General features: G+C 69.0%; 13 protein-coding genes. 3 read left to right on the forward strand and 10 right to left on the reverse strand.

Annotated features, from left to right (window positions below):
• Positions 1 to 8: 8 nt before the first annotated feature.
• Entirely contained in the window at positions 9 to 761 is a 753-nt protein-coding gene (gene glnH, locus AP428_RS21785) for a glutamine ABC transporter substrate-binding protein GlnH (protein WP_011547982.1), read from the reverse strand.
• A 507-nt stretch (positions 762 to 1268) separates the two neighbouring features.
• The gene (locus AP428_RS21790; RefSeq protein ID WP_011547983.1) at positions 1269 to 4808 is read right to left on the reverse strand and encodes an ABC transporter ATP-binding protein; all 3540 of its coding nucleotides are present in this window, start codon (positions 4806 to 4808) and stop codon (positions 1269 to 1271) included.
• A gap of 118 nt (positions 4809 to 4926) precedes the next feature.
• Here AP428_RS21790 and AP428_RS21795 point away from each other — a divergent pair, with 118 nt between their 5' ends.
• Entirely contained in the window at positions 4927 to 5874 is a 948-nt protein-coding gene (locus AP428_RS21795; RefSeq protein WP_011547984.1) for a LysR family transcriptional regulator, read from the forward strand.
• Positions 5875 to 5897: 23 nt separating this feature from the next.
• Here the strand turns inward: AP428_RS21795 and AP428_RS21800 are convergent, their stop codons facing one another.
• Positions 5898 to 6269 (reverse strand): MAPEG family protein, encoded by a 372-nt coding sequence (locus AP428_RS21800; RefSeq protein WP_011547985.1) that lies wholly within the window; start codon positions 6267 to 6269, stop codon positions 5898 to 5900.
• Positions 6270 to 6572: 303 nt separating this feature from the next.
• On the opposite strand from AP428_RS21800, the gene alr reads away from it, so the two are divergent.
• On the forward strand, positions 6573 to 7694 hold the full coding sequence (gene alr / locus AP428_RS21805; RefSeq protein ID WP_011547986.1) for an alanine racemase: 1122 nt from the start codon (positions 6573 to 6575) through the stop codon (positions 7692 to 7694).
• 196 nt (positions 7695 to 7890) lie between these two features.
• Here the strand turns inward: alr and AP428_RS21810 are convergent, their stop codons facing one another.
• Both AP428_RS21810 and AP428_RS21815 read right to left on the reverse strand, forming a co-directional pair.
• Positions 7891 to 8685 carry an enoyl-CoA hydratase gene (locus tag AP428_RS21810; protein ID WP_027811768.1) on the reverse strand — a complete coding sequence of 265 codons (795 nt, stop codon included), beginning with the start codon at positions 8683 to 8685 and terminating at the stop codon, positions 7891 to 7893.
• A gap of 185 nt (positions 8686 to 8870) precedes the next feature.
• A complete protein-coding gene (locus AP428_RS21815; RefSeq protein WP_011547988.1) occupies positions 8871 to 10301 on the reverse strand; it encodes an MFS transporter in 1431 nt (476 codons plus the stop codon).
• A 137-nt stretch (positions 10302 to 10438) separates the two neighbouring features.
• On the opposite strand from AP428_RS21815, the gene AP428_RS21820 reads away from it, so the two are divergent.
• On the forward strand, positions 10439 to 11314 hold the full coding sequence (locus tag AP428_RS21820; RefSeq protein WP_027808959.1) for a LysR family transcriptional regulator: 876 nt from the start codon (positions 10439 to 10441) through the stop codon (positions 11312 to 11314).
• 12 nt (positions 11315 to 11326) lie between these two features.
• On the opposite strand, the gene AP428_RS21825 is transcribed toward AP428_RS21820, so the two are convergent.
• From AP428_RS21825 to AP428_RS21845, 5 genes are all read right to left on the reverse strand, one after another.
• The gene (locus AP428_RS21825) at positions 11327 to 12277 is read right to left on the reverse strand and encodes a hypothetical protein (RefSeq protein ID WP_011547990.1); all 951 of its coding nucleotides are present in this window, start codon (positions 12275 to 12277) and stop codon (positions 11327 to 11329) included.
• Positions 12278 to 12426: 149 nt separating this feature from the next.
• The gene (locus AP428_RS21830; protein ID WP_011694701.1) at positions 12427 to 12879 is read right to left on the reverse strand and encodes a DUF3592 domain-containing protein; all 453 of its coding nucleotides are present in this window, start codon (positions 12877 to 12879) and stop codon (positions 12427 to 12429) included.
• A 143-nt stretch (positions 12880 to 13022) separates the two neighbouring features.
• Positions 13023 to 13388, reverse strand: a complete 366-nt coding sequence (locus tag AP428_RS21835; protein ID WP_006486240.1) for a response regulator — start codon at positions 13386 to 13388, stop codon at positions 13023 to 13025.
• A gap of 36 nt (positions 13389 to 13424) precedes the next feature.
• A complete protein-coding gene (locus tag AP428_RS21840) occupies positions 13425 to 14384 on the reverse strand; it encodes a chemotaxis protein CheX (RefSeq protein ID WP_011547992.1) in 960 nt (319 codons plus the stop codon).
• 22 nt (positions 14385 to 14406) lie between these two features.
• The gene (locus AP428_RS21845; protein WP_011547993.1) at positions 14407 to 14988 is read right to left on the reverse strand and encodes a hypothetical protein; all 582 of its coding nucleotides are present in this window, start codon (positions 14986 to 14988) and stop codon (positions 14407 to 14409) included.
• Positions 14989 to 15050: the final 62 nt, after the last annotated feature.

A 15050-nucleotide genomic window follows, 5' to 3' on the forward strand; every position in this document is an offset into this window, starting at 1 on the left:
GGTCACGCTCACATCTTCGGCGGCTCGGCGCCGAACCACTTCTTGTAGATCTGCGCGTAGCGGCCGTCGGCCTTGATCTTCACGAGCGACGCATTGACCTTCGGCACGAGCGGGCTGCCCTTCGGGAAGCCGATCCCGTACTTGTCGCCGCTGACCGGCTGGCCCGCGACCTGCACCTTGCCCTTGCCTTCGTTGTTCACGAAGAACAGCACGTTCGGCGTATCGTGCATCGCCGCGTCGACGCGGCCGGCTTCCAGCGCGAGATAGGCCTGGTCGATGTTCGGGAACTGACGGACCTCCTTCGGCTTCAGGTGCGCCTTGATCCAGTCGATCGTCGCGGTGCCCGTCTTCGCGGCGATCACCTTGCCGTTCAGGTCGTCGATCGACTTGATCGACGTATTGCCGGCTTGCACCATCGCGGCGAGCCCGCTGTCGTAGTACGGCGCGGAGAAGTCGATCGCCTTCTTGCGCTCTTCCTTGATGGTCATCCCGGACAGCGCGACGTCGATGTTCTGCGTCTGCAGCGCCGGGATCAGGCCCGCGAAATCCATCGGCTGGATCGTGTATTTCCAGCCCTGGTCCTTCGCGATCTCGGCCCACAGGTCGAGATCGAAGCCGACGTACTTGTCGCCCTGCTTGAACTCGAACGGCATGAACGACGTATCGGTCCCGACGACGAGCGTCTTGGTGTCCGCGTGCGCGAGGCTGGCGCCGAGCGCGGCAGCAACCGCGACGGCTTTCAGGAAGGAACGGCGACTCATGGCATTTCTCCGCATGGTTGAGCGATGTAACCGGCCGGCTGGCCGGGGAACGACGACATCAAGCCGCACCGCAACATGCGATGTTGAATTAGACCTTAGTGCAACAAGTGTTGTCAATGGCGATACTACGACAACAAAAAAGTCCGCAACAAATAAATGCATCGAGGCAAACCCGCGGCGCGCGGCGCGGATAGATCGGAGGAAAGCGGCGGCGGGGGGCGACATGCACGGGGCGGGCGTGCAGGCGGGCTCGAGGCAAAGGGCTGAAGGGAAGGTTGCAGCGGCTGGCGCGGGCCGGCACGACGGCCGTCCAGCGCAACGCGTGCGGCAGGATGACGACCGCGCCATCGCTGCCCGCACATCGGTTTGCGCGGACGGCCGGCGATTCAACCAGCCGCCTCGGCGGGACGACCGTGGGCGCCAGGCCGGCAACCGCCGGCGCGGCTCAACGCAGATTGCGGAATTCGCGCGGCATCGCCGAACGACGGCGCACCGATGCCGCGCCGCTCACGCCGCGACTCCGCTCGCCTGATGCGACACGAGCCGCGCATACGCGCCCTGCCGTGCCAGCAGCTCCGCGTGGCGGCCGGCCTCGATCACGGCGCCCTGCTCCATCACGAGGATCAGGTCGGCATTGCGCACGGTCGACAGGCGGTGCGCGATGATGATCGACGTGCGCTGCGTCATCAGGTCCTCCAGCGCCGCGCGGATCTGCTGCTCGCTGATCGTGTCCAGGTGCGACGTCGCCTCGTCGAGGATCAGCACCGGCGCATCCTTCAGGAACGCGCGTGCGATCGCCACACGCTGGCGCTGGCCGCCCGACAACTGCACGCCGCGCTCGCCGACGCGCGTCGCGAGCCCGTCCGGCAGTCGCGCGACGAAATCGCCGAGCGCCGCGTGGTCGATCGCGCGCTGCACGTCCTCATCCGACGCGTCGTTCGCGGCGAGCCGGATGTTCGCCTCGAGCGTGTCGTTGAACAGATAGGTGTCCTGCGCGACGAGCGCGATGTGCTGCCGCAGGTCGTCGAGCCGCAGATCGCGCAGATCGACGCCGCCGAGCGTGACACGGCCCTGCTGCGGGTCCCAGAAACGCAGCAGCAGGCTCGCGACCGTCGACTTGCCGGCGCCCGACGCGCCGACCAGCGCGACCGTGCTGCCGGGCGGCACCTCGAAGCTCACGCGGTCGAGCGCGGGCACGCTGCGCCCCGGATACGTGAACGACGCCGCGTCGAACCGCACCGCCGGATTGCCGGGCATCGCATGCGCACCGTCGGTCACCGTCACGGGTTCCTTCTCCAGCGCGCGCAAGCGGCGCGCCGACGCGATCGTGTCGGCAAGCTGGCGCGCGACCTGGCCGATTTCGGCCACCGGCATGAACGCGGCCACCGCGACCAACACCAGCAGCGGCAACGACTCGCGCGGGAACCCGCCGCGTGCGCACCACCACGCGCCGAGCGCCGCGACCGCCAGCCCGCCGAGCCCGCTGGCGACTTCCAGCGCGGCGCTTTGCGTCGACAGATCGTCGAGCAGCTTCGCGCGCTGCCGGCGATACGCGTCGACTTCGGCCACGAATGCCGCGCGCCGGCGCGCGATCGCCTGGAACGCGGTCAGTTCCGCGAGGCCCTGGATCGTTTCGGTCAGATGCGCGCCGAGTTGGCCGAGCGCGTCGCGCGCGCCGGTGCCGAGCCGGTCGACGTCGCGCCGGGCCAGCACGGGCGCGAGCCCAGCCCACAGCAGGAACGGCAGCAGCACGAGCGCGAGCGGCCATGCGACCGACGCGAGCAGCACCAGCACGCCGGCCGGCACGAGCACCGCGACGAACGCGGGCGCCAGCGTATGCGCATAGAAATATTCGACGGTCTCGACGTCCTGCGTCGCGAGCGACACGAGATCGCCGGAACGGCGGCGCAGCAGCCCGGCCGGCGCGAGCCGTTCGAGCGTCGCGAACAGCGCGATGCGCATTTCCGCGAGCAGCCGGTACGCCATGTCGTGCGCGAGCCACGATTCGAGCCAGTGCAGCACGGCCGCGACCGGCGCGATCACGAGCAGCGCGGTCACCAGCCCCGTGCCGACGTGACCGCTCGGCACCGCGCCGACCACCCGCGCGCCGAGCACGCCGACGCCGATGAACGCGAGCACGCGGCCGATCCCGAACAGCACGGTCAGCACCACCTTGCCCTTCCACGGACGCACGAAGCGCAGCAGGGTCTGCAACGTTTCCGGCCAGCCGATCGTCGCCGCGTCGTCGTTCAGCGGCCGCACCTGCGGGCCCGACGACGCGCGGGCGGTCGTGCCCGCCGCCGCCGTCGCGCCGACGGACTCGGCGACCGCTTCCAGTTGCGGCCCCATCAGCCGGCGATACGGGCCGTCGCGCGCGATCAGCGCCGCATGCGTCCCTTCGTCGACCACCTGCCCCTGGTCGAGCACCAGGATGCGATCGGCGCCGATCACGCTGGACAGCCGGTGCGCGAGCACGAGCGTCGTGCGCCCGCGCGTGAGCCGGTCGAGCGCCTGCTGGATCAGCGCTTCGTTTTCCGCATCGACCGACGACAGCGCCTCGTCGAGCAACAGGATCGGCGCATCGCGCAGCAGCGCGCGGGCGATCGCGATGCGCTGGCGCTGGCCGCCCGACAGCATGAGCCCGCGTTCGCCGATGCGCGTCGCGTAGCCGTCGGGCAGCGCCGAGATAAAGTCGTGCGCATTGGCCGCGCGCGCGGCAGCGATCATGTCCGCGTCGCTCGCGTCCGGGCGACCGAGCCGCAGATTGTCGGCGACGCTGCCGTCGAACAGCGTCGCATCCTGCGCGACGACCGCGATCATCTCGCGCACCTGGTCGGCATCGAGCGTGCGCACATCGTGGCCGCCGATCCGGACCGCGCCGCCCTGCGCGTCGTGCTGGCGCAGCAGCAGGCGCACGATGGTCGACTTGCCGGCCCCGCTCGGCCCGACGATCGCGACCGTCTCACCCTCGCGCACGGTGAAGCTCAACGCCGCATGGGCATCCGCGCGGCGCCCCGGATACGCGAAGCTGACGTGATCGAACGCGATCTCCGGCCGCAGGCCGGGTACGCGCGGTGCGTCGACGGAAGGGGCATGGCTGCCCGCGTCGAGCAGCGCATGGATCGCATTCGCCGCCGACTGGCCGATCATCCCCTGATGCAGCACCGCGCGCAGGTCGCGCAGCGGCCGGAAGATCTCGCTGCCGGCCATCAGCACGATCAGCAGCGCTTCGAGGCTCATGTCGCCGTGCCGCACGCGCCACGCGCCTACCGCGATCGCCGCGGCCGCGCCGAGGCCGGTGCCCAGATCCGTGAAGAGCCGCGTCAGCAGCCCGAGCGCGAGCACCCAGAACGTGCTGTCCGACAGCGCCCGCGCCTTCGCGGCCAGCTTCGCGCCGAACGCGGTGCTCTGCCCGAACGCCTTCAGCGTCGGCAGGCCCTGCACCGCGTCGAGAAACTCCTCGCCGAACGCCTTGAACGCGGCCGAACGGGCGAGCGCCGCGCGCTTGTCCGCACGATGCACGAGCTGCGGCAGCGCGAGCGTGACGAGCGCCGCGACCAGCAGGACCGCGGCCGTCGGCACGTCCCACCACGCGAGCACCGCGAAGATCATCAGCGGCGCGCACGCGGCGATCACGAGTTGCGGCAGGTAGACGCCGAAGAAGGTCTGCAACTGCTCGACGCCGTCGACGACGGCCAGCATCACGCCGCCCGTGCGTTCGCCGCTGAACCATGCGGGGCCGAGCGCGGCGATCCGGTCGAACAGCCGCGCGCGCAGCGTGGCTTGCACGCGGCCGGCCGTGTGCTGCGCAAGCACCGTGCGGCGATGATCGAGCCACGCACGCAACAGCACACAGGCCGCCGTTGCAACGACGGCTTCGCCGATGCTGCGCGCCGGCGCGCCGGAAAAAACCAGCGCCAGCACGCGGCCGAGGAATACGAAGCGGAGGATGCCGACACCCATCGCGAGCAGCCCGAGCGCGACGGCCGCCGCCACCCGCCAGCGCAATCCCGCCATCATTGCCCATAGTCGTCGGTCGAAATACATGAAGCCTCCAGTCGGTGTTTCGTTGCGTTTTTCTTGACCGGATCGAGGCTACCCGCGCCGCCCGCGCGCGGCAAAAGATGATTTTTCAACGGGTGTTGAGTCAACTACAATACCCCGCATGTCGCACCTTCCTCCCCTCAGCGCACTGCGTGCTTTCGAGGCGGCCGTCCGCCTCGGCGGGTTCGCGCGCGCGGCGGTCGAGCTGAACGTGTCGACCAGCGCGGTCAGCCACCAGATCCGTTCGCTCGAGGAATCGCTGGGTGCAAGGCTGCTCGAACGCAGCACGGGGCTCGGCGGCATCAGCCTCACGCCGGCCGGTACGCGCCTGCTGCCGGCCGTCAGCGATGCGCTGTCGCGTCTCAACGACGCGTGCGCCGAGATTCGCGGCACCGCGCAACGGCTCACCGTATCCGCCAACGCGCCGTTTTCGTCGATGTGGCTCGCACGCCGGCTGGCGGAATTCTCGTCGCTTCATCCCGATACCCCGCTGCATGCGGTGGTGCTCGACGACGAGCCGGATTTCGCGCGCAGCGGCGTCGACCTCGCGATCGTGCACGTGCCCGCGCACCGGCTGCGCGCCGACGACGACGTGCTGATGCGGGAAACCGTGTTTCCGGTCTGCAGCCCCGAGCTGTTTCCGTACGCATCGGGGTACGTCTGCCGCTCGCGGCTGCTGCAGGAGATGCACGAGGACAGCCCCGAGATCGACTGGCGCAACTGGGCGGTGCATTTCGGCTTGCCGGACGACTTCGACACGAAGATCGTCCGTTACAGCAGTTTCAGCCAGGTGATCGGCGCGGCCGTCGGCGGCGCGGGCATTGCGCTCGGCCGCGTGCCGCTGATCGAGCCCGAACTGCGCAGCGGGCGTCTGGTGCCGCTGGTGCCGGGCCTCTCGCGCGATGCGTCATGGCGCTTCGTGTTACGCCGCCATCCGTCGACGCGACACCGGCTGCTCGATCCGTTGATCGCGTTCCTGCGCAGCGAAGCGGACGCGCCGCCGTTCGTCTCGAAGAAGGTTGCGCCCGCATCCAATGACAGTCACGCACGAGGCGCGGGCGGCGCCTGACGAGAGCCGGCATGCCAGGCCGCTTACGGTGTGGCGAAGAACAGCGCGACGATGCACGCCATGCCGCCGAACCACACGAGCGAACGCAGCGACGCCCAGTTCAGCAGGTACATCAACGCATAGACGATGCGGATCGCGACGAACGCCATCGCGAGCTGGTCGACGCGATGCACGTTCGCGCCGTTGTGCCACGCCACCACCAGCGCGGCGGTGAACAGCGCGAGCGCTTCCCACGCATTCTGATGGGCGGCCTGGGCGCGGGCCCGCCAGCCTTCGAGCTTCGCCAGGTAGTCGCGCGGCGCGCAGTTGTCGTACCCCTTGCGGGCCTTGGCGAGAAACGTCATCGGGAACGGCAACAGCGCCACGATGAACAGGCACAGCTGGGACGTCGTCATCAAAGTCTCCTCCGTTATGATTACATTGATCAATGACAAGATCGCCGAGAGCTTAGCATTGCGCCGTGCCGTTCGGGCACCGGTTTTCTAGATGGGAGACTCGGCCGCGCAGGCCGCCGGGGAAGGCGCCCGGGCCGCGACGACACCAAAATTTCCACCAAATCGTCGACAAATACGTTAATTAAAACTGGTCGAACACCAATAAGATAGCGCTCGACACTGGCTTGACGCGCCATCGCGCCAGCCGGCCCGTTTCCCTCCGCGCCGCCGTGCGCCGAACGACATCCGACCCGAGCCCTTGCCATGCCCCGTCCCATCGTCGCCCATATCCGCCCCGACGCCGTCCGCCACAACCTCGACTTCATCCGCCGCACCGCCGCGCAATCGCGCGTGTGGGCCGTGATCAAGGCCAACGCGTACGGCCACGGCATCGAACGGATCTACCCGGGCCTCGCGGCCGCCGACGGCATCGCGCTGCTCGATCTCGACGAAGCCGTGCGCGTGCGCGAACTCGGCTGGGACAAGCCCGTGCTGCTGCTCGAAGGCGTCTTCGAGCCGGCCGACGTCGAGCTGGCCGATCACCACCGGCTGACGGTCGCCGTGCATTGCGACGAACAGCTCGACCTGCTGATCGCCGCGAAGCCGCGGCAGCCGATCGACATCCAGCTCAAGATGAATTCCGGCATGAACCGGCTCGGCTACCGGCCGGCCGCGTTCCGCGCCGCGTGGGAACGCGCGGCGAGTGCGCCGTCGATCGGCAAGATCACGCTGATGATGCATTTCGCGAACGCCGACGAAGGCGAGGTCGACTGGCAACTCGACCAGTTCGACGCGACCACGGCCGGGATTCCGGGCGAGCGCTCGGTGTCGAATTCGGCGGCCGTGCTGTGGCATCCGCGCGCGCACCGCGACTGGGTGCGACCCGGCACGATCCTGTACGGCGCGTCGCCGACCGGCGCGGCGCGGCATATCGCCGACACGCCGCTGATGGCCGCGATGACGCTGAGCAGCAAGATCATCGGCGTGCAGACGCTCGCGCCCGACGAAACGGTCGGCTACGGCCGCCGCTTCACGGCCGACCGGCCGATGCGGATCGGCGTGGTCGCATGCGGCTACGCAGACGGCTATCCGCGCCACGCGCCGACCGGTACGCCGATCGCGGTGGACGGCGTGATGACGCGCGTCGTCGGCCGCGTGTCGATGGACATGCTGACCGTCGACCTGACGCCGTGCCCGAACGCGGGCATCGGCTCGCGCGTCGAGCTGTGGGGCGACCAGGTGAAGGTGGACGATGTTGCGGAAGCCAGCGGCACGATCGGCTATGAGCTGATGTGCGCGCTCGCGCGCCGCGTGCCGGTCGTGATCGTGCCGCCCGGTGCGGCGAGCGTGCAGCCAGCGCTGCGGACGGGCAGCTACGGGCGCTGACCGGCGTCGCTGCTGCAGTGCGGCGGTGCGCAACCGCGTCGCCGCGCATACCGTGTACTTACCTGCGGGCTGCCTTGGCGGCCTGTCTGCGTTTATGGCGCCCCGCCGACGCGCACCAGCGACGATGCGATACGTCGTTGCGCGTTGCTCACAACGACGCGATACGACGCGCTCCCCGCCCGCCTCCGTCAACGCATCACGAACGCCACGTCGGCTTCCGCTTCTCGAGGAACGCGTCGATCCCCTCGCCCGCATCCTCTTCCATCATGTTGCGCGCCATCACGTCGCCCGCATACGCATAGGCTTCGTCGAGCGGCAACTCGCGCTGACGATAGAACATCTGCTTGCCATAACGCACCGCGGCGGGGCTCTTCGCGACGATCTCCGCGACCTTGCGCGCGACGGCCGCATCGAGCGCGTCCTCGGGCACGGCTTCGTTGACGAGCCCCCACGCGGCGGCCGTCGCCGCATCGACGAAGCGCCCGGTCATCAGCATGTCGAACGCGCGCTTGGCCGTGACGTTGCGGCTCAACGCGACGGCGGGCGTCGAGCAGAACAGCCCCACGTTGATGCCGGATACCGCGAAGCGCGCGGTATCGGCCGCGATCGCGAGGTCGCACGCGGCGACGAGCTGGCAGCCGGCCGCCGTCGCGATGCCGTGCACGCGCGCGATCACCGGCACCGGCAACGCGCGCATCGCGAGCATCACGCGGCTGCACTGCGCGAACAGCGTGCGGTAGTAGTCGAGTTCGGGCTTGCCGCGCATCTGTCGCAAGTCGTGCCCGGCGCAGAACGCCTTGCCTTCGGCGGCCAGCACGACGCAGCGCACGTGCGGATCGGCCGCCAGCGTGTCGAACGCATCGTGCAGGGCCGCGAGCATCGCTTCGGACAACGCGTTGAACTGCTGCGGGCGATTCAGGCGCAGCGTGACGACGCCGTCGTGCGCGTCGCGCAGCAGGATCGGCTCGGCAGTCTCGTGAATGGGTTCCATGGTGTTCCGCTCGACGGGGTTCGGCAGGTTTCGCGGCGAGGCGAACGAGCGTCCATCGCGCCCGCCCGCTCGCGGCATGTCGAGGAAATGGTCCTCCACATTCCGCACGGCGTCCAGCCGCGCCGCCGCATGCGCGTGCGTGGCGGCCTGCCGGCCACGGCGCAACGCGCGATGCCGCGCGAGCGTCAATGCCCCCGTTGCGCGGCTTCCGCACGGCCGGCCGCCCTCGCCGCCAGCGCGGCGATCGCGTAGGCGACGCCCCCGAGCGCCGCGACCGCCCACAGCGCATCGGTCAGATCCGGCAACAGGATCGTCGCGGCGCCTGCGATGGCCACGCCGAGCAGGCTGCCGGCCTGACGCGCCGCGTTGAGGAATCCGGATGCCACACCTGCCGCGTCGGCAGGCACCTGTTCGAGCACCGTCGCGATCATCGGCGCCACCGACAGCGCGGTGCCGGTACCGAATGCGGCCATGGCCATCCAGACCACTAGCCACGGCGCACGCAGCGCGAGCGCAAGCGCGATCGCCGGAACGGCCAGCGCCGCCATCGCGAGGCCGTTCGCCATCAGCGTGACGGGGCGAACCCGGCCATGCAGTTTTCCCGACAGCAGATTGCCGAGCGACAGGCTCAGCGCGAACGGCAACAACGTCAGCCCGATCTGCCGCGCGCTCATGCCGAAGCGTCCGTGCAGGTACAGGCTCAGCACGAACAGCAGCCCGAAGTAGCCGACATAGACGAGACTGCCCATCAGGTTCATCGCGACGAACACGCGATTGCGAAACCACGCGAGCGGCACCATCGGATGACGGGCACGCCGCTCGACGGCGACCAGCACGGCGGCCGCGAGCACGGCGATCAGCAGCGCGCACCGGACCTCGGTGGCGCCGGCGCCGCGCGTGGGCAATTCGATCACCGCGAAACACAGCGCGCCGAGCGCCGCCGCACCGACGCACTGGCCGACCCAGTCGAACTGGCGCACCTCCCGCGCGGCCGCTGCCCGAACCAGCGCCGCCGCGCCGGCAAAGGCGACCGCACCAGTCGGCACGTTGATCAGGAACGCGCTGCGCCAGCCGAAATCGTCGACGAGGAGCCCGCCAAGCACCGGCCCCACGGCGACCGCGACCGACGCGATGCCGGCCCACACCGCGATCGCCCGCGCCCGTTCGGCCGGCACGTCGAAGGTGCTGCGCACGATCGCGAGCGACGCGGGCAAGAACAGCGCGGCGCCCATGCCCTGCGCGAAACGCGCGGCCACCAGGAGCGCCACCGACGACGCGACGCCGCACGCCGCCGATGCACCGACGAACAGCGCCAGCCCGGCGAGATACACGCGCTTCGCGCCGAACCGGTCGGACAGCGCGCCGCCCGCGAGGATCAGCGCGGCGAAGCTGAGCGTATACGCGTCGACGATCCACGCGAGTTCCGCGACCGTCGCGCCGAGGCTCGTGCGCATTGCCGGCAGCGCCACGTTGACGATCGTCGAATCGAGCACCGCCATGAACATGCCGATCGCGACGAGCGCCAGCGTCAGGCGCTGCTCGCGCGCCGTCGGGCGGCCCGGCGCGGCCAGCGGAACGGTGGAAACGGGGACGGAAACGGAATGGCAATCGGACATGACACCTCCAGGCAGATGCCCGGAGTCTAGGACCCGGCGCGCGATGCGGAAAAGTGATAATTTCGCATTGGCCTGATGCAGATCTGCATCACCGATTCCCGTCCGCCGCCGCTTGCCCGATGACACAATCGATCCGTATGAACTGGGACAACGCCCGCTTCTTCCTCGCGCTGGCGCGCACCGGCACGCTGCGCGGCGCCGCGGCGCAGCTGAACGTCGATCAGGCAACGGTCGGGCGGCGGATCGCCGCGCTCGAGGACGAACTGTCTGCCCGGCTGTTTCTGCGCACGCCATCCCTCTATGTGCTGACGACCGCCGGCGAAGCGCTGCTCGAACCGGCCGAAACGATGGAACGCGCATCGCTGACGATCGAACGCCGCGTGATGGGGCTCGACGAGCAACTGGCCGGGTCCGTGCGCATCGCCACGACCGACACGCTCGGCAAGCGTTTCGTCGTGCCCGCAATCGCCAACTTGCGGCGCAGGCATGCCGGCATCGACGTCGTGTGCGTGACGTCGGCGCAAATCACCAACCTCACGCGCCGCGAAGCGGATCTCGCGATTCGCACGTTGCGGCCGGAATCGCCGGACCTGATCGTCAGGCGGCTCGGGCATCTCGAAACGGGCATCTATGCGTCACGCCGCTATCTGGCCGAACGGGGCGAACCGGTCGCGGGCAGCGCGTTCGACGGGCACGATCTGGTGATGTATCAGCAACCGGTGGTGCCGACGATGTGGGACGCGCTGTGCGGCGAACCGACTTCACGCGGCCGCGTGATGTTCCAGACCTCGTCGACGATGATGCTGGTGGAAGCCGCACTGGCCGGGCTCGGCATTGCGGAGCTGCCGTGCTTCCGCGCCGACACCGAGCCGGATCTAGTGCGGCTCATGCCGCAGCGGTGCAATCATTTCGACGTGTGGCTCGTCGCGCATGCCGATCTCTACAAGACCGCACGCGTGCAGGCGGTGATCGAAGCCGTCGTCGACGAATTCGCGACGGCGGCGGGCCGCTAACGGGCCGGTGCGTCAGCGCGGCTGGTACTCGCCATCGGCAGCAGACCAGCGAAACGTCCGGCGCCATTTGCCGCCGCGCTCTCGCAACTGCAAGTCGTGGAAGCCATCCGTCGACGTCGACAGCACGCTCAGCGCATTGCTGCCTTCCGTGATGTCGTGATCGCGCGTGCCGTCGCGATGCCAATCGCCGGCAATATCCCGGTAAAACATCATCGGCTGCGCGAACACGACGCGCAGCGTCTTGCCGTCGATCCGGAACAGGTACAGCGCCTCGAACGACGCACCACCGCCCGCATAGCCGATCGACCAGCCCGCCCGCACCCCGAACGCGGCATCGCCCGCCCGCAGCGTATACGGCGCGAGATCGAACCGCGACCACCGCTCGGGCCGTAACGCGACATCACGCGACTGCTTCGTCTGCTCGATGTAGTCGGGACTGTCGAGATTCGTGTCGCTCCAGTCGATCGCCTGTTCGAGCGGCTGTTCGGTCCGCGCGACGAGGCGCGGCACGCCGTCCGTACCGCGTTCGAACACGCCCAGCCAGACGAATTCCTTCCGGTCATCGGCCTCGGCGCGGCTCTCGAAGCCTTCGCAATCGGTGGGCGCACGGAATCGCAGCACCTCGCGCGCAATCTCGTCGGTCGGTGCCACGCACACGATCGCGACGAACGCCCCGGGGCGTTGCGGCCACGGTTTCGCGCCGACCAGCACGACACGCGCAAGCGGCTGGCCCGGGGCAAGCTGCGCCGCCAGCCCCTCCTTCGTGAAGCCGGGCGGCAGGTGCACGCCGAAACCGTCCGCTTCCGCGCCGCTCATGTCGCGCGCATACGCGGCACGGGCTTCGGGCGAACCGAGCTTCCCGGGCACTTGGTCGAGCGAATGCGCGGTACCGGCCGCGTGCGCGGGGAAGCCCGCGAATGCGGCGCCGATCGCGATGAGCCACGGCATCAAGCGAATTGTCATGCTGGAATGTCCTGTGAAGTAACGAGGCAACGTACTGCGACGCCGCACATGCAATCGTGTGCGTGACGACCGGATCGGCCCGCCGTGCCATGTGAGCGCCATGATGTTCTACTTGCCGGGTGCGACAAGTTTCAGCGCGCAGCGGGCGGTCACGTCCGCTTGCGCCCGCTGCGCCACATGCGAACGCCCGACCGCAACTGACCGACCCCGCCGACGAAAAAGACCGCGCCCATCACGCCGAACGCCAGCACATCGCCCCAGATCGCGCCGAACGTGTTCATCCGCGCGGTCGTCCTCGGCGCGTCCGGCGCATAGCGCACTTCGACCGTCGCGCCGTCCTCGACGCTGACGGCGCCGCCCTGCGCATATTCGACGTGCTCGCCCGCGAGCGTCGTGAACGCGATCTCCGGATGATGCGGACCCGCGTTCAGCTTGAGCACGCGCCCCGGCACGACGACCGACGTTCGCAGGAATTCGCGTGTCGACTGCGCATACAGCGCGACGCCGATCAGCATGCACGTGCCCACGATGGTAAAAACGATGCCCTTCGCGATCCGCCACTCGATGTGCTGCGCAGCGGGTCGCCCGATTTCGGATGCCATCTGCTTCGTTCCGCTCCTGATGTTCGTCAATGCCGGGCGCGCGGCACACGATGCGCCGCCACGCCGCCCTCGGCATCCGGCAGGATACGGACATCCCGGCACGCTGTAAATTGCGTCCGCAAGCGGCTCGCCGGCCGCGCGCGTCAGCCCGCGAGCTTCTTCAGCGCGTCGAGCACCGCGTCGCCCTTGAACGGTTTCACGATCCAGCCCTTCACGCCGGCGGCCTTGCCACGCTCCTTCATCGCCGGGCTGCTTTCGGTCGTCAGCATCACGACGTTGACCGCCGTGTTCGCCAGTTCGCCGCGAATCTTCTCGACCATCGTCAGGCCGTCCATGTTCGGCATGTTCACGTCGCTGATCACGAGACGCACGCCGGGCGTCGCCTTGAGCTTCGCGAGCCCGTCCTTGCCGTCGACGGCCGTCGCGACGTCGAGCCCGTGATTGCGCAGGAAGCCTGCCACTTCGTCGCGCACCGTGCCCGAATCGTCGACCACCAGAATCTTTGCCATGTCGTATTCCCCTTTCGTCGTTGCTGACTTCAACATTCAAAACAGTTCGAGTTCGCCCGCCTCGACCATCGGCCCGACGTCCTGCACCGATTCGCGGAAATCCTCCGGCGACCAGCTCAGGCTGAACACGAAACGCTGGTCGAGACGGACCGAACGCCCCGATGCCGGATCGGTCATCCGGTACTTGAAACAGAGCTGCGGACAGTCGCCGCCGAACGAGATGAACTTCTGCTTGTGATTGACGACGAGCGGCACCTGCACCGGATGGCGCGCCAGCGCCTCGGCGTCGCCGAGATAGCGGTTCTTGAACGCGCCCCACACGAGGTTGGTCAGCTCGCCGAGCACGCTGTTCACGTCGCGGAAATCCGGCGCGCGGCCGCCGTCGCGCGTGCCGCCGAGCATGTCGAGCAGCGGCTGCTCGCTCGTCTGCAGCAGCATGTAGCCGCGGCACCATGCGCTTTCGAGCGCGATCAGGCTGAACACCTCGCCGAAGATGATCTGGTCGCGCACGATGCACGGCGTGTCGTGCTCGATCGTCATCCCCGGGAACAGGCTGTCGATGCGCGCCTCGGTGATCTCCGAGATGCCGCGCACCAGCGCGTTCGGGTAGTCGCGGCTGAACAGGTATTCGTCGATCGCGCGCGCGAGCGGCGTCATGTCGTCGGCGACGTAGGCCGCGCACGCGACCCGCGCGAGTACATCGGGCAGCCCGTCGCGCGACGCCAGCGATTCGCGGCGCAGGATGATCGGCAGTTCCGGGCGCAGCGCGTCGATCTGCGTCGCGATGATCGCGCTCTCGACTGGCGAGCCGCCGTAATCCTCGGCCAGCAGGATCGCGCCGAGGTCGATGTTCGAGCGCAGCACCTTCAGCAGCCGGCTGCGCCGCACGGTCAGGCCGACCAGGTTGTGGGCGTCGCAGAAACGCTTGATCGCATCGGCGTGCACGCGGCTGTCATCGAGCACGAGCACCTTGCTGACGGGTTGGTCTTCGGTCATCTCATCGATTCCTGATGGTCGGTCAGAACAGTTCGAGCTCGCCGCCGGTGTCCACCGCGGCCGTTTCCGGCACGTGGAAATCGACCGGCGCGTTCGCGCACACGCACAGCGTCGCGCCGACCCGCACGTCGCCGTCGAGCGTCAGGTCGTACGCGGCCACGTAATCGGGTGCGAGCGCATGCAGGTAGTCGACGCTCGCGCCGCTCAGCAGGTAAGGCGTCGACATCCCGAGATCGGGAAACGGCGTGGTCAATGCCTGGTTGATCGCGCCGCAACACAGGTTCGCGACTTCCATGAACGCGTCGGTCAGCGGCCGCTGGCTGTTCGTGCCCGCCGTCGCGCCGGCGAAATGGCGGCGCGTCGCGTCGTCGTCGCTGAAACGCAGCGCGAGCAGCAGGCGGAAATGCAGCGCCGAGATCGTCAGCACGACCACATACTCGGGCACCTTCGGCTTCGATCGCGGCTTCGCGTGCCCCCGATCGGGCGCGTCGGGGTCGTGACCGGCGGCCGGCCGGATGTCGCACGCGCCGCCGGCGGCGAGCCGCGTGCGCGCGGCATCGAAGAAGATCCGCTCGAAACCCGCCCTCGCCTGCGCGCTGATCACGCGGCCTCTCCTTCGATCCGCGCATGCAGTTGCCCGGCCAGCGTCTCGACGGTCGCGAGCGC

Source organism: Burkholderia sp. E168m22 (assembly GCF_001319805.1).
In the GTDB taxonomy this organism is placed as follows: domain Bacteria; phylum Pseudomonadota; class Gammaproteobacteria; order Burkholderiales; family Burkholderiaceae; genus Burkholderia; species Burkholderia orbicola.